Source organism: Azospirillum humicireducens (assembly GCF_001639105.2).
In the GTDB taxonomy this organism is placed as follows: Bacteria; Pseudomonadota; Alphaproteobacteria; order Azospirillales; family Azospirillaceae; genus Azospirillum; species Azospirillum humicireducens.
On sequence record NZ_CP015285.1, the window covers coordinates 2,222,946 to 2,240,645 of the forward strand.

Annotated in this window: 15 protein-coding genes; 6 read left to right on the plus strand and 9 right to left on the minus strand. The window is 67.5% G+C overall.

Annotation, left to right across the window (positions count from 1 at the left end):
- The first annotated feature begins 238 nt into the window (after window positions 1-238).
- Window positions 239-1,768, plus strand: coding sequence for a DEAD/DEAH box helicase (locus A6A40_RS10365; protein WP_063635329.1), 1,530 nt, complete (start codon window positions 239-241; stop codon window positions 1,766-1,768).
- An 85-nt stretch (window positions 1,769-1,853) separates the two neighbouring features.
- Here A6A40_RS10365 and gstA read toward each other — a convergent pair whose 3' ends face one another.
- The 7 genes from gstA to A6A40_RS10400 form a co-directional block, all read right to left on the minus strand.
- Window positions 1,854-2,468: a glutathione transferase GstA gene (gstA, locus tag A6A40_RS10370; protein WP_063635330.1), complete on the minus strand. Its 615-nt coding sequence runs from the start codon at window positions 2,466-2,468 to the stop codon at window positions 1,854-1,856.
- A 78-nt stretch (window positions 2,469-2,546) separates the two neighbouring features.
- On the minus strand, window positions 2,547-3,371 hold the full coding sequence (locus tag A6A40_RS10375; RefSeq protein ID WP_063635331.1) for an acyl-ACP desaturase: 825 nt from the start codon (window positions 3,369-3,371) through the stop codon (window positions 2,547-2,549).
- 257 nt (window positions 3,372-3,628) lie between these two features.
- The gene (locus A6A40_RS10380) at window positions 3,629-4,045 is read right to left on the minus strand and encodes a F0F1 ATP synthase subunit epsilon (RefSeq protein ID WP_063635332.1); all 417 of its coding nucleotides are present in this window, start codon (window positions 4,043-4,045) and stop codon (window positions 3,629-3,631) included.
- Between the two features lie 145 nt (window positions 4,046-4,190).
- On the minus strand, window positions 4,191-5,612 hold the full coding sequence (gene atpD, locus A6A40_RS10385; RefSeq protein WP_063635333.1) for a F0F1 ATP synthase subunit beta: 1,422 nt from the start codon (window positions 5,610-5,612) through the stop codon (window positions 4,191-4,193).
- An 86-nt stretch (window positions 5,613-5,698) separates the two neighbouring features.
- Window positions 5,699-6,586: a F0F1 ATP synthase subunit gamma gene (locus A6A40_RS10390; RefSeq protein WP_063635334.1), complete on the minus strand. Its 888-nt coding sequence runs from the start codon at window positions 6,584-6,586 to the stop codon at window positions 5,699-5,701.
- 87 nt (window positions 6,587-6,673) lie between these two features.
- The gene (gene atpA, locus A6A40_RS10395; RefSeq protein WP_063635335.1) at window positions 6,674-8,203 is read right to left on the minus strand and encodes a F0F1 ATP synthase subunit alpha; all 1,530 of its coding nucleotides are present in this window, start codon (window positions 8,201-8,203) and stop codon (window positions 6,674-6,676) included.
- Window positions 8,203-8,772, minus strand: a complete 570-nt coding sequence (locus tag A6A40_RS10400; protein WP_014248785.1) for a F0F1 ATP synthase subunit delta — start codon at window positions 8,770-8,772, stop codon at window positions 8,203-8,205. The genes atpA and A6A40_RS10400 overlap by 1 nt, the downstream gene beginning before the upstream one ends.
- A 383-nt stretch (window positions 8,773-9,155) precedes the next feature.
- On the opposite strand from A6A40_RS10400, the gene A6A40_RS10405 reads away from it, so the two are divergent.
- On the plus strand, window positions 9,156-9,551 hold the full coding sequence (locus A6A40_RS10405; protein WP_063635336.1) for a hypothetical protein: 396 nt from the start codon (window positions 9,156-9,158) through the stop codon (window positions 9,549-9,551).
- 130 nt (window positions 9,552-9,681) lie between these two features.
- Here A6A40_RS10405 and A6A40_RS10410 read toward each other — a convergent pair whose 3' ends face one another.
- Window positions 9,682-10,188, minus strand: coding sequence for a cache domain-containing protein (locus tag A6A40_RS10410; protein WP_236783632.1), 507 nt, complete (start codon window positions 10,186-10,188; stop codon window positions 9,682-9,684).
- A gap of 196 nt (window positions 10,189-10,384) precedes the next feature.
- Window positions 10,385-12,634: a primosomal protein N' gene (locus A6A40_RS10415; RefSeq protein ID WP_236783633.1), complete on the minus strand. Its 2,250-nt coding sequence runs from the start codon at window positions 12,632-12,634 to the stop codon at window positions 10,385-10,387.
- 162 nt (window positions 12,635-12,796) lie between these two features.
- Here A6A40_RS10415 and fsa point away from each other — a divergent pair, with 162 nt between their 5' ends.
- The 4 genes from fsa to A6A40_RS10435 all read left to right on the plus strand — a co-directional run bounded on the left by fsa (window position 12,797) and on the right by A6A40_RS10435 (window position 17,650).
- A complete protein-coding gene (gene fsa / locus A6A40_RS10420; RefSeq protein WP_063635338.1) occupies window positions 12,797-13,453 on the plus strand; it encodes a fructose-6-phosphate aldolase in 657 nt (218 codons plus the stop codon).
- 17 nt (window positions 13,454-13,470) lie between these two features.
- Window positions 13,471-14,193: a DUF484 family protein gene (locus A6A40_RS10425; protein ID WP_063635339.1), complete on the plus strand. Its 723-nt coding sequence runs from the start codon at window positions 13,471-13,473 to the stop codon at window positions 14,191-14,193.
- Entirely contained in the window at window positions 14,190-15,155 is a 966-nt protein-coding gene (locus tag A6A40_RS10430; protein ID WP_063635340.1) for a tyrosine recombinase XerC, read from the plus strand. Before A6A40_RS10425 ends, A6A40_RS10430 begins: the two co-directional genes overlap by 4 nt.
- Before the next feature lie 347 nt (window positions 15,156-15,502).
- On the plus strand, window positions 15,503-17,650 hold the full coding sequence (locus tag A6A40_RS10435) for a methyl-accepting chemotaxis protein (RefSeq protein ID WP_472240261.1): 2,148 nt from the start codon (window positions 15,503-15,505) through the stop codon (window positions 17,648-17,650).
- Window positions 17,651-17,700: the final 50 nt, after the last annotated feature.

Genomic DNA, 17,700 nt, shown 5'->3' on the forward strand with positions numbered 1-17,700 from the left:
GCGCCCCTCCCCTCCCCAAACCAGACGACGCACTTCTGCCGCGCGCCGAGATTTCTTGCCAAATCAAGCCACCGGCCCTATCTGTCCGGGGTCGGACGGCGTCCGGCGCCGCGCAGGACTTGCGCGCGCCCGATCGCCCGCCGCCCGACGGCTCCGCGCCAACCCGCCGCGGAGCGCGCAAGCCCGGCCGCTCCCTCCTGGCGCGGCCCCCATTCTGGTGACCAGGACCATCGCTTCCATGACCGAATTCTCCGGCCTCGGCCTGATCGAGCCTCTTCTGCGCGCCGTCGCGGAGGAGGGATACTCCACGGCCACGCCGATCCAGGCCGGCGCCATCCCGCTCCTGCTGGCCGGCCGCGACGTTCTGGGCCTGGCCCAGACCGGCACCGGCAAGACCGCAGCCTTCACGCTGCCCATCCTGCAGCGGCTGTTCCAGAACAAGAAGCGCGTGGCCGCCAAGTCGCCGCGCACGCTGATCCTGACCCCGACGCGGGAACTGGCGCTGCAGATCGGTGACAGCTTCACCACCTACGGCCGCCATCTGCCGATCCGCCGCACCGTCATCCATGGCGGCGTCGGCCAAAGCCCGCAGGTCGCCGCCATCGCCCGCGGGACGGAGGTGCTGATCGCCACCCCCGGCCGCCTGCTCGACCTGATGGCGCAGAACCATGTCCGCCTCGACCAGATCGAGGTGTTCGTACTGGACGAAGCCGACCGCATGCTCGACATGGGCTTCATCCGTGATGTGCGGAAGGTGGTCGCAGTGCTGCCGAAGGAACGGCAGACCCTGCTGTTCTCCGCCACCATGCCGGACGCCGTGGTCGATCTGGCCAACAGCATCCTGACCGATGCCGAGCGCATCGAGGTGACGCCGCAATCGACCACGGTGGAGCGCATCAACCAGCGCGTCCTGTTCGTGGAGCGCAGCGACAAGCGCCGCCTGCTGGCCGACCTGCTCGAGGATTCGGCGATGGCCCGCACCATCGTCTTCGCCCGCACCAAGCACGGCGCCGACCGCATCGCCGACCACCTGAAGAAGGCGGGCATCGCCGCCGACGCCATCCATGGCGACAAGTCGCAGTCGGCCCGCGTCCGCGCGCTGGAAAGCTTCCGCGCCGGCGAGTTGCGGGCGCTGGTGGCGACCGACATCGCCGCCCGCGGCATCGACATCGACGGCATCAGCCACGTCATCAACTTCGACCTGCCCAACGAGCCGGAAAGCTACGTCCACCGCATCGGCCGGACAGCGCGTGCCGGCACCGACGGCAGCGCGGTCTCCTTCTGCGACCATGAAGAGGTCGGCTACCTGAAGGACATCGAGAAGACGATCCGTCAACCGATCCCGGCCGACACCGACCACCCCTATCACGCGGTGGACGTGGCGCAGATCCACGCCTCCAGCAAGCCGCCGCCCCGCCCCAAGGCGCCGGGCAGCAACCGCAACCAGAACAACCGCAACCAGCAGCAGGCCCGCCCCAGAAACGCCGCTTCCAACGCAGCGCCGAAGCCGGCGGCCCCCGCCAAGGCGGCGCAGCCAAAGCCGGTCGCGTCGGCCGCCAAGGCCCCGCAAAAGGCCATCAAGCCGGCCGGGGCGCCGCGGCCTGACGCCGCCCGCAACGACCAGAACCGGCATGACCGCCGCCCGGCTCCACACGCCGTTTCGCACGGCAACAACCATGGGGGCAATGGCAGCGGCAAGCAGGCGCCGCGCGCCGCCGGAACCCCCGGCGGCAACACCCCGCTGCGCCGCAAGCCCAGCGCTGCCTGACCCGGCAGCGCCTTTCCGGAAACACCACAAGAAAAAGGCCCCGTCTCGCAGCGAGACGGGGCCTTTTTCGTCCGACGGACGGCTGTCAGCCTTGGGCTTCAGCGGCGTGGGCCGCCTGCACCGCAGGACGGGCGGCAACCCGCTCGGCGAAGGCAACCAGATTCGGCAAGGGCGACAGGTCGAAGCCGATCCGCGGCAGCCAGCTCAGCACCGTGTAGGCGTAAGCATCGGCGACGGTGAAGGTGTCGCCGGTCAGATAGGCCTTGCCCTCCAGCTGCGTGTTCAGCACCGCCAGCTTGCCGCCCAGCACCTTGCCCGCGAACTCGCGGTAGTTGTCGGAGACGACCTCCTTCAGCATCGGAAACAGCGGGACGACACCCTTGTGCAGTTCCGACCCGATGAAGTTCAGCAGTTCCTGCACGCGGTAGCGCTCGATGGTGCCCGCAGCAGGAATCAGACCGCTGCCCGGCACCTTGTCGGCGACATACTGCACGATCACCGCCCCCTCGGTCAGGATGCCGCCCTCGTCGAGCGTCAGCGTCGGCACCTGCCCTTTGGGGTTCACCGCGCGGAAGTCGCTGCCGTCGGGCAGGGTCTTGGTGACGAGATCGACCTTGACCAGATCGAAAGGCAGCCCGGCCTCGCGCAGAACGATGTGCGGCGACAGCGAACAGGCGCCCGGCTTATAATAGAGCTTCATGTTTCCGGCCCCTCTTTGGGTTTATGATCCCGCAATGGCTACCCCAAAGGGAGAGCCGCCGCCAGCTTGGCGGATGGCTCAGACCGCCTGCGCCGCCAGCTTCCGGGCCTGTCGGTCGATGAACCACCAGGCGCCACGCGAAGCCACGCTGCACAGGCGCGTGTGCGGCTTCAGGCCGCAGGCCTTGAACACCATGGCGATGGCACGGTCGACGTGCTTGCGGCGATACCGGCCGAAAGCACGGCGCTTGTAGGCGGCGTTGTAGAGCTTGTGCTCGTAGGGGGCGTCGGCCGGGGCGTTGGCGGCGTAATAGGCGTAAGCCAGTTCGTCATCCTCCGACTCGCCGATGCGCGACAGCGCCACCTTCAGCCGCTGGATCCTGTTCAGCCCCTCGCGGTCGAGGTACTTCTTGGCATAAGTGTAAAAGATCTTGTAGTGGCGCAGTTCGTCGGCCGCGATGTTGCGGCAGATCTCCTTCAGCACCGGCTCGTCGGTCGAATCGCCGATGGCGGCATAGTAGGAACTGGTGCCGGTCTCCACCATGCAACGGGCGATCATCTCGCCGGTCCGCGACCCGCGCACCGAGGCGTCCAGGTCGATCGGCACGCGGTAGCCGGCACGGAAGCGCTCGACCGCGGCGCGGAAATCGAAGGTTGGATCGACCAGTTCGGCCCAGCGGCCGAGCGCCTCGCCATGCTGGACCTCCTCGACCGCCCAGCCTCGGGCCGCCTCCTGGAATTCCGGATCGTCATTGAAGACGTTGCACAGATAGGCCGTGTAGTCGTCTGCGTTGAACTCGACCAGAGCCGCTGCCTTGATCAGGGGAACCAGGTCGGGATCGACCCTGCCGGCATCGAAACGGTCCCAGGGAAGCTCTTCGATCCGCCAATGCGCACGCGCCATGATCCGCTCTGCCGCCTCGTTTTGGGCCGCCCTGCCGGCGGCCGTGGCCAATATCGTGTAAGGTCTGCTCCCGTGTCCCCACCAATGCCGTCGGGGTGCGGCGGGGTTTGCGGTTCAGGCCTTCGAATGTAAGTCGTCTTTTCGGCGATGCAACCAAGTCGCAACGGAAACGGGCGGCCTGGAAGTCCAAGCCGCCCGTTCGACCGAAGAGATGCACGCCATCCGCCACGGGGAACCCGGATCGGAGGCCTTTCCGCTCAGTGAGCGGAGGACTGGCTCAGCGCGTCCAGCTTGGCGCGCGCAACGGCCAGCTTGGACTCTGCCACGGCCCGCTCGGCGTCCGACTTGCTGTCGTCCAGATCCTCGGACAGATCCTTGATCTGCTTCTCGACCGCGGCGCGGTCCAGGTCGGTCAGCGCCACCGCTTCCTCGGCCAGAACGGTGCAGCGGGCCTCGGTGACCTCGGCGAAGCCGCCGGCGACGAAGACGCGGTCGACGATGCGGTCGCCCTCATAGACGTCGATGACACCCGGACGCACGGTCGAGATCATCGGCGAATGACCGGCGAGCACGCCGAAGTCGCCTTCCGAACCCGGCACCACGACCATGTCCACGGGCTGCGACTTCAGCAGCTTTTCCGGCGAGACCAGCTCGAATTCGACTTTATCGGCCATGGGTTTCCTGGTGCCTCTTCATAGGAACCCCCTCCCCCGCTGACGGGGGGAGGGGGTGTGCTGATGTCGATTTCCGCCCGGCCGTCTCACGCCTCGTCACAAGGCCGATGGGGTCGGGTCGGAATGCCGCGATCCCTGGTGGGGATCAGGCAGCGGCCAGCTTCTTGGCCTTGGCGATCGCCTCGTCGATGGTGCCGACCATGTAGAAGGCGGCCTCCGGCAGGTGATCGTAGTCGCCGTTCACGATGCCCTTGAAGCCCTTGATGGTCTCTTCCAGCGGGACCAGCACGCCCGGGGTGCCGGTGAACACCTCGGCGACGTGGAACGGCTGCGACAGGAAGCGCTGGATCTTGCGGGCGCGGGCGACGACCAGCTTGTCCTCTTCCGACAGCTCGTCCATGCCCAGGATGGCGATGATGTCCTGCAGCGACTTGTAGGTCTGCAGAACCTTCTGCACCGAACGGGCGACCGCGTAGTGCTCCTCACCGACGACGCGCGGGTCGAGGATGCGGCTGGTCGAGTCGAGCGGGTCCACGGCCGGGAAGATGGCCATTTCGGCGATCGAGCGCGACAGCACCGTGGTGGCGTCGAGGTGGGCGAAGGAGGCGGCCGGGGCCGGGTCGGTCAGATCGTCGGCGGGCACGTAGATGGCCTGCACCGAGGTGATCGAGCCCTTCTTCGTCGAGGTGATGCGCTCCTGCAGGGCGCCCATGTCGGTGCCCAGCGTCGGCTGGTAACCCACCGCCGACGGGATGCGGCCCAGCAGAGCCGACACTTCCGAACCGGCCTGGGTGAAGCGGAAGATGTTGTCCACGAAGAACAGCACGTCCTGGCCTTCCTCGTCGCGGAAGTACTCCGCGAGGGTCAGGCCGCTCAGCGCGACGCGGGCGCGGGCGCCCGGCGGCTCGTTCATCTGGCCGTACACCAGGGCCACCTTGGAGCCCGGGCCGTCGAGCTTGATGACGCCCGACTCGATCATCTCGTGGTAGAGGTCGTTGCCCTCGCGGGTACGCTCACCCACGCCGGCGAACACCGACACGCCGCCGTGCGCCTTGGCGACGTTGTTGATCAGCTCCATGATCGTCACGGTCTTGCCGACGCCGGCGCCGCCGAACAGGCCGATCTTGCCGCCCTTGGCGTAGGGCGCCAGCAGGTCGATGACCTTGATGCCGGTGATCAGCACTTCGGCGTCCGTCGACTGGTCGACGAAGTCCGGGGCCTGACGGTGGATCGGCAGCGAGCGGGCGGCGTTGACCGCGCCCCGCTCGTCGATCGGCTCGCCGATGACGTTGATGATGCGGCCAAGCGTCTCCGGGCCGACCGGCACCGCGATCGGCGCGCCGGTGTCGGTCACCTCGGCGCCACGCACCAGACCGTCGGTGCTGTCCATGGCGATGGTGCGGACCGTGCTCTCACCCAGGTGCTGCGCCACTTCCAGAACGAGGGTCTTGCCGTCGTTCTGGGTGTGCAGCGCGTTCAGGATCGCCGGCAGGTCGCCGTCGAACTGCACGTCCACGACGGCGCCCGTGACCTGCGTGATCTTGCCGACAGAATTGGTGGTGGCCATGGAGTAAAGCTCCCTAGGAACTCGGTAAGTGTCGGTATGCCGTCGCCGGCGCAAATAGGCTGGGCCCTACGTGTCGGATGCGGCCGTTACAGGGCTTCGGCACCGGAGATGATCTCGATCAGCTCCTTGGTGATGTAGGCCTGGCGCGTCCGGTTGTAGGTGATCGTCAGCTTGTTGATCATGTCGCCGGCGTTGCGCGTCGCGTTGTCCATCGCGGTCATCCGGGCGCCCTGCTCGGACGCGGCGCTCTCCAGGAGGGCGCGGTAGATCTGGATGGACAGGTTCCGCGGCAGCAGTTCGGCGAGGATCTGCTCCTCATCCGGCTCGAACTCGTACATCGCCTTTGCCTCGGCACCGGCGGCCTCGGCGGCCTCGGTGGCGACGGCGAAGGGAATGAGCTGCTGAACCGTGACGATCTGGGAGATCGCCGACTTGAACTTGTTGAAGATGACCGAGCAGACGTCGAACTCGCCGGCGTCGAACATCGCCAGCACCTTCGTCGCCACCATGTCGGCGTCGCTGAAGCCGAGCCGGCGGCGACCGACATCCTCGTAGCTCTCGACGATCAGCGAGGCGAATTCGCGGCGCAGCTGGTCGCGGCCCTTGCGGCCGACGGTCAGCAGCTTGACGGTCTTGCCCTCGCCCTGCAGGCGCGTGATCTGACGCTTGGCCTCACGGACGATGGAGCCGTTGAAGGCGCCGCACAGACCGCGGTCGGAGCTGATGACGACCAGCAGATGCACCTTGTCGGCGCCCGTCCCGGTCATCAGCTTCGGGCCGTTGCCGCTGTCCTGCACGTTGGCGGCCAGCGACGACAGCATGCGGCCCATACGCTCCGCGTAGGGACCGCTGGCTTCCGCCTGCTCCTGAGCGCGGCGCAGCTTGGAGGCCGCGACCATCTTCATGGCCGAGGTGATCTTGCGCGTCGACTGGACGCTCGAGATCCGGTTCTTTAGGTCCTTGAGGTTAGGCATGCCGGCCCTTCAATTCCGCTCGAGGTCGTTCCGTGACCGTCGTTTCAGGACGGTGGGGGACGGTTTCCCGCCCCCGCGCGCGGTCGGTCAGGCGAAGACCTTGGCGAAGCCGTCGAGGAAAGCCTTCAGCTTCTCTTCGGTCGCCGAGGTGATCTGCTTGTCGGTGCGGATCGCCGCCAGGATATCGGCGCCCTTGGCGCGGATTTCCGACAGGAACTTGGCCTCGAAGCGGTTCACGTCCTCGACCTTGATGGCGTCCAGGTAGCCCTTCACGCCGGCGAAGATCGACACGACCTGCTCTTCAACCGGCAGCGGCTGGAACTGGCCCTGCTTCAGCAGCTCGGTCAGACGGGCGCCGCGGGCCAGCAGGCGCTGGGTCGAGGCGTCGAGGTCCGAGGCGAACTGGGCGAAGGCGGCCATCTCGCGATACTGCGCGAGTTCCATCTTGATGGTGCCGGCGACCTGCTTCATCGCCTTGATCTGGGCGGCGGAGCCGACGCGGCTCACCGACAGACCGACGTTGATGGCAGGGCGGATGCCCTTATAGAACAGGCCGGTTTCCAGGAAGATCTGACCGTCGGTGATCGAGATCACGTTGGTCGGGATGTAGGCGGACACGTCGCCGGCCTGGGTCTCGATGACCGGCAGGGCGGTCAGCGAGCCGTTGCCATGGGCGTCGCCCATCTTGGCGGCGCGCTCCAGCAGGCGGCTGTGGAGGTAGAACACGTCGCCCGGATAGGCTTCACGGCCCGGCGGACGGCGGAGCAGCAGCGACATCTGACGGTAGGCGACGGCCTGCTTGGACAGATCGTCGTACACGATCAGGGCGTGCATGCCGTTGTCACGGAAATACTCGCCCATCGTGCAGCCGGTGTACGGCGCCAGGAACTGCAGCGGAGCCGGCTCCGACGCGGTGGCGGCGACGACGATGGAGTATTCCATGGCGCCGGCGTCTTCCAGGGTCTTGACGATCTGGGCGACGGTCGAACGCTTCTGGCCGACGGCGACGTAGATGCAGTAGAGCTTCTTGCTCTCGTCGTCGCCCTGGTTGATCGGCTTCTGGTTCAGGAAGGTGTCGATGACCACGGCGGTCTTGCCGGTCTGACGGTCGCCGATGATCAGCTCGCGCTGGCCGCGCCCGATCGGAACCAGGCTGTCGACGGCCTTCAGGCCGGTCTGCATCGGCTCGTGCACCGACTTGCGCGGGATGATGCCGGGGGCCTTGACCTCGACGCGCTTGCGCTCGACGTTGACCAGCGGACCCTTGCCGTCGATCGGGTTGCCCAGGCCGTCCACGACGCGGCCCAGCAGGCCACGGCCGACCGGAACGTCGACGATGGTGCCGGTGCGCTTGACGGTGTCGCCTTCCTTGATGCCGCGGTCGTCGCCGAAGATCACGATACCGACATTGTCGGTCTCGAGGTTCAGCGCCATGCCCTGCAGGCCACCCGGGAACTCGACCATTTCGCCGGCGCGGACGTTGTCCAGGCCGTGCACGCGGGCGACGCCGTCACCCACCGACAGAACCTGACCAACCTCGGCGACATCCGCCTCGGTCCCGAAATTCGCGATCTGCTGCTTGAGGATCGCAGAGATTTCTGCGGCGCGGATATCCATCAGACTGATCCCCCTGAGGCCTTCATGGCGAGTTGCAATTTGTTCAGCTTCGTGCGCACCGAGGTATCGACCATGCGCGAGCCGAACTTAACGATCATGCCGCCGATCAGCTCCGGATCGACGGAGGTGTTCACCAGCACCTTGGAACCGATGGACGCCTTGAGCGCATCGATCACGGCGTCGCGCTGGGCGTCGTTCAGCGGCTGGGCAGTCGTGACCTGCGCCGTGACCTCGCCGCGGCGCCGGGCCAGTTCGGCCAGGAAGCCTTCGATCATCCCGTCGATCGAGAACAGGCGGCGGTTGGCCGCCACCAGCCCGATGAAGCGCTTGGTCAGATCGGACACGCCGGCGCTGTCCAGGACAGCGGCCATGGCCTTGCCCTGATCGGCGCGGCTGATGACGGGGCTGCGGACGAGGCGACGGAGGTCAGCGCTCTCGGCCAGGATCTGCTTCAGCGTGGTCAGATCGCTCGCGACCGTGTCCAACGCCTGGTTTTCGTCCGCAAGCTCGAACAGCGCGGTGGAATAACGCGCGGCGAGTTCGGATACGCCTGTTCCTTCGGATGCCACCTGATCCCTCGAATTGAGTTCGGTAGACGGTGAATTCGGCGGCCTTATAGGGTGTCAACCCGAGGCACAAACACCCCGGCCGCGAAAGCGAGCGGTCCAATATCACAGGAATCGCGCCTACGCAACGGGGTCTGGACAATTTGACTGCGGCGTTTTGAGCAACTGCGGAATCATTGGTCGCAACTGCGTTCGCCAATGACTCGAGTCGCGCTCGACTGGTCATACCGGCTGTGACTTCGATGTGGCCCCAATCTCGGCTTAATTCAAGGTTAACCAATCTGATCCACGGTCGGACCGAACCGCCCAGCCGGCCGAACCGCCACCGTTTCCGGTCGTTTCGCCGCGCTGGAGGCCGGTCCGGAGAGACCAGGGGCCCTGCCGCCATGACCATCCTGCCGACGTCCGATCCTGGTGCCGATCACGGTGCCGACACCCTTGCGATCGCCGATGCCGACTCCGGAACCCGGCGGTCGATCATCATCCCGTTCTGCCGCGCCCGCTTCACCCCGGAAGACCTGGACGCCTTCGCCGCGGTCGCCGAACCCAAGCTGAGCCAGGGTCACTGGGCCGGCGTGCTGCGCGAGTCGGGCCGCAACCATGACCGCCTGCTGGTGCTTCTGCCAGAGGTGGACCGTCCGGTCTTCCGCTTCGAGCGCGACGCCAAGGGGCGCTACAGCCTGTCCTTCCACGACCGATCCGGCTGGTACGGCATCGGGTCCGGCGACAGCGCCGCCGAATGCCTGTCGATCTGGCGCCCGCGCCGCCCGCGGACTCCGTGATCGCCGGATGCCCCGGCCCGCCCCTCCGTAGGCAGGCTCCTGAATTCCACCATGTAAAAAAGTGACGTGCAGCGGGATGCCGCACAGGTTCCACGGTCGAACCGCAACTCCCGTCCGATCCGTCCCCGCCTTACCGGTAGACACCCACAGCCAACATGTAGGGCTTGCCGTTCAGCACCAGACGGCGGGCGTGCATCGTCTTGCGCGCGACCTGCCCGCTCAGCGGATCGATCCATTGATAGGTGACGTCCGTGCGTCCGTCGCGCTCCACCCCGGCCAGCGCCTCGCGGATGAAGGGCTTGCCGTCGACGTCGCGCAAATCCCGGAGGTCCGACCCGTTGAGCGTCGCGGTCCAGCCATGGGCGATCATCACCCCCTTGTCGTCGAGCAGCATCGGATAGAGGTCGCGGTCGATGAAAGCGCTATCATGGCCGGCAAAGGCTTCCGCGGCTCCCTCCGGACCGACCCGCTCCAGCATGTGCTGGGCGCGGTCGATCATGGTCAGCGCCTCGGCATCGGTGCCGCGGGTGTAAGCCGGCGCACCTGCGGCGAAGGCGATGACCACCAGCAGCAGCAGAACCGGCAGCACGGTCAGCAGGGTTTGGCGCTGCACGCGCAGACGAAGCTTGGAGATCATGCCGGCCATCAGCCTGAACCAGTGCCTGTGGTTTTGGGGTCCGGGAGCGATGCTTCGGTTCGGAACCATCCCGGCCGTGGTAGTACCATGCCCGCCGCCGCGCAATGGGCCAAACGTCACAGGTGCCATGTCCGACCGTCCCGGCGAGCGCTTCGTGTCAATTCGCCGCAGTCTCGCCGGGCTGCACCAAGGACGTCTAAAGGAAGCTGTAGGGGTCGACATCGATCTGCACCCGGATGGCCGGCGGAATTTCCACCCGCTCCAGCCACTCAGCGATCACGGGCTGCACCTGGGTGCTGCGCGGCGCCTTCAGCAGCAGGCGGCGGCGGTGCCGCCCGCGCAGCAGGGCCAGCGGCGCCGGTGCCGGCCCCAGCACATGCACGTCGTCGCTGCGCGGGGCGGCACGGCCCAGCGCCATCGCCACCCGCTCCACCAGCGTCGGATCCTCACCCGACACGATCAGTGCGGCCAGCCGGCCGAAGGGCGGCATGCCGGCCTCCAGCCGCATCTCCGCTTCCAGCTGGTAGAAGCCGTCGCGGTCGCCGGCGGCCAGAGCCTGCATCACCGGATGCTCGGGCATGTAGGTCTGCAGCATCACCCGTCCCGGCCGCTCGCCGCGCCCGGCACGCCCGGCCACCTGATGCAGCAGCTGATAGGTGCGCTCCGCCGCCCGCAAATCGCCGCCGTTGAGGCCAAGGTCGGCATCGACCACCCCGACCAGGGTCAGCATCGGGAAATGGTGGCCCTTCGCCATCACCTGGGTGCCGATGATGATGTCCAGCTCGTGCCGGCCGATGCTCTCCACCATTTCCTGGATGGCGCGCGGGCCGTGCAGGGTGTCGGACGCCATGATGGCGGCGCGGGCCTCGGGGAACAGCTCCGCCACCTCCTCGGCGATGCGCTCCACGCCGGGACCGCAAGCGGCCATCGTGCCTTCCTCGCCGCACTCCGGGCAGGCATGGGGCAAGGGCTGCTGCAGGCCGCAATGATGGCATTGCAGCTTGCGGGCGAGCCGGTGCTCGACCAGCCACGCCGTGCAGTTCGGGCATTGCATGCGGTGGCCACAGGCCCGGCACAGGGTCAGCGGGGCATAGCCGCGGCGGTTCAGGAACAGCATCGCCTGCTCGCCGCCGGCCAGCGTGTCGGTCAGCGCCTTGCGCAGGCTGGGCGCCAACCAGTGCCGGGCGGGCGGACGGTCGCGCCGCAGGTCGACCAGCTCGACATCGGGCAGCACCGCACCGCCATGGCGGGCCGGCAGGGCGATGCGGGCATAGCGGTGGCTGTCGGCGTTGACCTTGGTCTCCAGCGACGGCGTGGCGGAGACCAGCACGATCGGCAGCCCGCCCAGATGCGCCCGCGCCACCGCCATGTCGCGGGCATGGTAGATCGCCCCCTCCTCCTGCTTGTAGGCGGAGTCGTGCTCCTCATCGACGATGATGACGCCCAAATCGGGATAGGGCAGGAACAGGGCAGAGCGTGCGCCGACCACCACCGGCACCTCTCCCTTCGACACCGCGCGCCAGGTGTCGCGCCGCTGCGCCCCGGTCAGTTCGGAATGCCATTCGGCCGGCGGCGCGCCGAAGCGGCGGGCGAAGCGGTCGAGCCATTGCGCCGACAGCGCGATCTCCGGCAGCAGCACCAGCGCCTGTTTGCCCTGTTCCAACGCCGCGGAGATCGCCTCGTAATACACCTCCGTCTTGCCCGACCCGGTGACGCCGTCGAGCAGTACGGTGGAGTAGCGGCCCGACGCGACCCGTTCACGCAGATCGTCGGCCGCCGCCCGCTGGTCGGCGGACAGGGTGGGGCCGGGACGCTGCCAGTCCGGCCGGCCGAGCCGCGTCGGGTGCAGCATCACCGGCTCCAGCAGCCCGGCCTCCGCCAGCCCGCGCACCACGGTGACGCCGCAGCCGGCCTCGTCGGCCAATTCGGCAGGCGTGCGGGGAGGCCCATCCTCCAGCAAGGCCAGGATGCGTTTGCGCGGATCGGTCATCTTGAAACCGGGCGGAGGCTCGGCCCCCTGCTTGCGCAGATAGGCCAGCATCGGCTTGGGCGGCTCCAGCGCCGCCGGCACGCTGACCGCCATGCGCAGGACGAATCCCGGCGGCGTCATGGTGTAGGCGGCGACCCAGTCGACGAAGCGGCGCCCGACCTCCGTCATCGGCGGCACGTCGAACCGGCGGACCACCGCCTTCAGCCGGCCGGCGTCCAGCGTCCCGCCGCCCGGTCCCCAGACGACACCGATCATCCGGCGCGGCCCCAGCGGCACCTCGACGAAGTCACCGGGGACAAGCTCCATCCCGTCCGGAACGCGGTAGTCGTAAGCCTCGCGCAAGGGCAGCGGCAGCAGAACGGCGACGCGGCGGTCCGGGCCGCGAAGCTGCGGCTTTGCCGGCACATCGCCGGTTTCGCGCGCAAAATCGCCTTCGGGTTGCCCTGTTTCGGGCACGTCCCCAAGAAGATCCCCCTGAAGGCCCGGGGCGGAACTGGCGGAAGTCGAACGCATCGGCTAGAGTGGCCTCATGTCCCGGGCACCGGGCGGGACGGCGCGTCGGTCAGCTTTCCGGCGCGGCCGGTTCCGGTCAACATCAGCAAGCATGGACCCTTCGTCATGAAGTTCTTCGTCGACACCGCCGACATCGCCGAGATCCGCGATCTGGCCGATACCGGTCTGCTGGACGGTGTTACCACCAACCCCTCCCTGATCGCCAAGTCCGGCCGTCAATTCCTCGACCTCGTGGCCGAGATTTGCGACGTCGTCAACGGTCCGGTCAGCGCCGAGGTGGCGTCCACCGACTTCGAAACCATGCTCGCCGAGGCCCACAAGATCGCCAAGATCTCCCACCGCGTCGCGGTGAAGGTGCCGCTGACCCCGGCCGGCCTGAAGGTCTGCAAGATCATCTCGTCCGAAGGGACGATGGTCAACGTCACGCTGTGCTTCTCCCCCGCCCAGGCGATCCTGGCGGCCAAGGCCGGCGCCAGCTTCGTGTCGCCCTTCGTCGGCCGGCTGGACGACATCGGCCAGGACGGCATGGGCATCATCAAGGACATCTGCGAGATCTATAACAATTACGACGCCTTCAAGACCGAGGTTCTGGTCGCCTCGATCCGCAACCCGATGCACATCGTCAAGGCCGCCCGCCTGGGCGCCCATGTCGTGACCGCCCCGGCGTCGGTGCTGAAGCAGCTGTTCAACCACCCGCTGACCGACAAGGGTCTCTCCCAGTTCGTCGAGGACTGGAAGAAGACCGGCCAGTCGATCCTGTAAGGCGGGCCGGAGCGATCATGGCCGACAGGGGCCGCGAACCGGGTCACAGCCCGCACCGGACGTCGACACTCTCTTCGGAGGATGTGCGCGCCTATCTGCGGAGCCACCCGGACTTCCTGGCCCAGAACGCCGATCTGGTCCACCACCTGACCCCGCCGTCGCTCGACCGCGGGCGGGGGGTGGTGGACCTCCAGGCCTTCATGGTCGACCGGCTGCGCGCCGAGGTCCGCACCCTCAAGGACCAGCAGCGCGAGCTGATCGGCACCAGCCGGGCCAACCTGAACAGCCAGAACCGCATCCATGCCGCCGTCCTGTTCCTGCTCGATGCCCAGAGCTTCGAGCAGCTGATCCAGACCATCACCACCGACCTCGCGGTCCTGCTCGACCTCGATGTCGCCTGTCTGGTCATCGAATCCAACGGCAGCGACATCCCCCATGTCCACCGCTCCGGCGTGCGGGTGGTGGAACCGGGCGCCATCGCCGACCGGCTGGGCCGCGCCGACGTGGTGCTGAACACCGACATCCAGGGCGATCCCGAGATCTACGGCCCCGGCGCCGGCCTCGTCCGGTCGGAGGCGCTGATCCGCATCCAGGTCTCCAGCGAGACGCCCGACGGGCTGCTCGCCTTCGGCAGCCGCGAACCCGACACCTTTCACAGCGGCCAGGGCACCGAACTGGTCGGTTTCCTCGCCCGCGTGATCGAGCGGGTGATCCGCGGCTGGCTGGAACTGCCGGCGTGACCGACCCTGTTCCCGGCACGCCAAGTTTGGGTTTTTCCGCCAAGCCGGACGTCCAGGACGTGCTCGCCCACTGGCGGCGCTGGATGGAAAGCGAAAAGGCGGTCTCCCGCCACACCCTGTCGGCCTACACCGCCGATGTGGGCGAGTTCCTGCGCTTCCTCACCGAATTCCGCGGCGGCTCCCCGCCCTCGCTCAACGATCTGGGCGACCTGAAGGCGGCGGATTTCCGCGCCTGGATGTCCAGGCTGGCGATGGACGGGCTGGTCGGGGCCAGCCGGGCGCGCAAGCTGGCGGCGGTGCGCAACCTGTTCCGCTGGCTGGACCGCAGCGGTCGGCTGCACAACCCCGCCGTCGCAACGCTGGCGACCCCGAAGGTCAAGCGCCCCGCCCCGCGCCCGCTGACCGTGATCGACGCCGACCGCCTGCTGGAGGAGGCCGAACGCGACCGCGAGGAGCCCTGGATCGGCAAGCGCGACCGTGCCCTGTTCACCCTGCTCTACGGCTGCGGTCTGCGCATCTCCGAAGCCCTGGGACTGGCGCGCAAGGACGCGCCGCTGGGCGACACGCTGCGCGTCACCGGCAAGGGCCGCAAGGACCGCATGATCCCGGTTCTGCCGGCGGTGACGGAGGCCGTGCGCGCCTATCTCGACAGTTGCCCCTTCACCCTGGTCCCCGACGGCCCGCTGTTCGTCGGCACCCGCGGCGGCCGGCTGAATGCCAGCGTCGCCCAACACCAAATGCAGAAGCTGCGTACCCTGATGGGGATGCCCGACAGCGCCACCCCGCACGCCCTGCGGCATAGTTTCGCAACCCACCTGTTGGCGGATGGCGGCGACCTGCGCGCCATCCAGGACCTGCTCGGCCACGCGTCGCTGTCCACGACCCAGCGTTATACGGATGTGGAGAACGAGCAGTTGATGAACGTCTACCGCAACGCCCATCCACGGGCGCGCAAGGGCTGACCGCTCTCGGGCTCTCCAACCCCTTGCACATAATTAGGTATTCAGATCATCGCCCTTTGCGCCGCCGCCCGCTCCCTTCCGGTTGGGCTGCCTCAACGATCCGATAAAGAAGCTCCATAGGACCGTCAGATTACGATTACCCATATTCTCAACAATCATCGAACCGCTCAAAAACAATCCCGAGCAATCCACTAAGATAATACTTAGGTATCACTGGAGCGCGTACACCCCCTAATTTCCCGTTAAACCATCGTTAATTTTAGAGTTCGAAAGTCTTTCCCAGAAATCCGGTGAAAGACTCGGGGGGAACTCCTATGCAAACAAAATCCATCCAATCGAAAATAGCCTTGCTGGCGGGCATGTGTCTGGCGGGCACCGTCGCCGTGCTCGTCGGCTTCGGCATCGTATCGACACGCTCAAACGACGAGTTCGTGACCGATAACGTCGAACGGATCCTCGAGAGCAAAACAACGGAGTCCCTGCAAAATCTTGCCGCCACCCAAGCCGGCCTGCTGCGGTCGGAGTTCGACAGCGCCCTCAACGCGGCCCGCACCATGGCCGGCAGCTTTGCCAGCCTCGCCGACGACGCCTCTCCCGGCCACATCCTGCCGGAGCGGCGGCGCGAGGTGCTCAACGGCGTGCTTCTGTCGGTCCTCAAGCAGAACCCGCTGTTCAACGGCACCTATTCGGCATGGGAGCCCAACGCTCTCGATGGCCGGGACGAGGAGTTCCGCAACCGCCGCGAAACCGGAACCGACGGTACCGGCCGCTTCATCCCCTACTGGAATCGCGACCAGAACGGCCGCATCGCCATGCAGCCCCTGGTCGAATACGACAGCCGCGACCGCCATCCCAATGGCGTCATGAAGGGAGGCTGGTACATCGGCCCGCAGGAACATGGGCGTGAGAGCGTTCTCGATCCCCTGCCCTACATCGTGCAGGGCAAGCAGGTCTTCCTGGCGACCCTGTCGGTTCCGGTGGTGATCGGCGGCAAGTTCCGCGGCGTGGCCGGCGCCGACTTCAACCTCGATTTCGTCCAGCAGCTGTCGACCAAGGTCAGCGCCGCCGTGTTCGACGGCCGCAGCCAGGTGGTCATCGTCAGCAACATGGGCCTGATCGTCGCCCACAGCGCGCGCCCTGACCTGATCGGGCAGCCGATCTCCACCTTCGACACCTCCTGGCAGTCCGATCTGGCGAATGTCCAGGCCGGCAAGGCTCACGTCGATATCGAAGCCACCACCAACATGCTGCGCGCCTTCGCCCCCATCACACTGGGCAACACCGAGAAGCCGTGGGCCGTGCTGGTCCAGGTGCCGAAGGACCTCGTGCTGGCCCACAGCATGGCCCTGTCCGAGGCGCTGGGCGAGCGCGCCAATTCCAACATCCTGTGGCAGGTCGCCGTCGGTGCCCTGGTGGCTCTCTGCGCCGTCGCGGTGATGTGGGTGGTCGCCGGCGGCATCGCCCGGCCGATCCGCGCCAGCGTCGGCTTCGCCGAGGGCATCGCGGCCGGCCGCTTCGACCAGACGCTCGACATCCGCCAATCCGACGAGGTCGGCGCCCTGGCCGACGCCCTGCGCAAGATGCTGGCCGACCTGAAGCGGATGATCGACCAGCGGGCGGAGGATCAGGCCAAGGCCGACGCCGAGCGCCGCACCGCCATGCTGCAACTGGCCGACACTCTGGAAGCCCAGGTGATGAATGTGGTGGACGGCGTCGACCGCGCCGCCCAGTCGATGACCGGCACCGCCCAGTCGATGACCGCCACCGCGACCCAGACCAGCCAGCAGGCCGGCGTGGTCGCCAGCGCCTCCCAGGACGCCAGCAGCAACGTGCAGACCGTCGCCAGCGCCACGGAGGAGCTGTCGGCCTCGATCCAGGAAATCGGCGAGCGCGTCAACCGCTCCGCCCAGATCGCCCGCGAGGCGGTGGAGGCGGCCCAGCAGGCCAACGGACAGGTGCTGAGCCTGACCGAGGCGGCGGAGAAGATCGGCACCGTGGTGCAGCTGATCCAGGACATCGCCAGCCAGACCAACCTGCTGGCGCTGAACGCCACCATCGAGGCTGCCCGCGCCGGCGAGGCCGGCAAGGGCTTCGCCGTGGTGGCGCAGGAGGTGAAGAGCCTGGCGAGCCAGACCGCCAAGGCGACGGAGGACATCGCCGGACATGTCAGCGGCATGCAGCGCGTGACCAATGAGACCGCCAACGCCATCAAGGGCATCGGCGGCATCATCGCCCAGATCGACGAGATCTCCACCGCCATCGCCGCCGCGGTGGAGGAACAAGGCTCCGCCACCGCCGAGATCGCCCGCAACGTCCAGCAGGCCGCCAGCGGCACCCAGGAGGTGACGAAGACCATCGCCGATGTCCGCAGCGCCGCCGTCGAGGCCGGCCATTCCGCCGAGAATGTCCTGTCGGTCTCCGGCCAGCTCGCCGGCGACGCCGGCCGCCTGCGCAGCGCGGTGAACGGCTTCCTGTCGACCATCCGCGCGGCCTGACGGCCGGAGCGGAACCCACAACGAAAAAGGCTCCCCCGCCTAACGGCGGG

Coding starts and splice junctions, on each gene's coding strand:
- fsa (WP_063635338.1), top strand. CDS start 12,797: ATGAAGTTCTTCGTCGACACCGCCGACATCGCCGAGATCCGCGATCTG.
- A6A40_RS10380 (WP_063635332.1), bottom strand. CDS start 4,045: ATGGCCGATAAAGTCGAATTCGAGCTGGTCTCGCCGGAAAAGCTGCTG.
- A6A40_RS10405 (WP_063635336.1), top strand. CDS start 9,156: ATGACCATCCTGCCGACGTCCGATCCTGGTGCCGATCACGGTGCCGAC.
- A6A40_RS10390 (WP_063635334.1), bottom strand. CDS start 6,586: ATGCCTAACCTCAAGGACCTAAAGAACCGGATCTCGAGCGTCCAGTCG.
- atpD (WP_063635333.1), bottom strand. CDS start 5,612: ATGGCCACCACCAATTCTGTCGGCAAGATCACGCAGGTCACGGGCGCC.
- A6A40_RS10375 (WP_063635331.1), bottom strand. CDS start 3,371: ATGGCGCGTGCGCATTGGCGGATCGAAGAGCTTCCCTGGGACCGTTTC.
- A6A40_RS10425 (WP_063635339.1), top strand. CDS start 13,471: ATGGCCGACAGGGGCCGCGAACCGGGTCACAGCCCGCACCGGACGTCG.
- A6A40_RS10365 (WP_063635329.1), top strand. CDS start 239: ATGACCGAATTCTCCGGCCTCGGCCTGATCGAGCCTCTTCTGCGCGCC.
- atpA (WP_063635335.1), bottom strand. CDS start 8,203: ATGGATATCCGCGCCGCAGAAATCTCTGCGATCCTCAAGCAGCAGATC.
- gstA (WP_063635330.1), bottom strand. CDS start 2,468: ATGAAGCTCTATTATAAGCCGGGCGCCTGTTCGCTGTCGCCGCACATC.
- A6A40_RS10410 (WP_236783632.1), bottom strand. CDS start 10,188: ATGATCTCCAAGCTTCGTCTGCGCGTGCAGCGCCAAACCCTGCTGACC.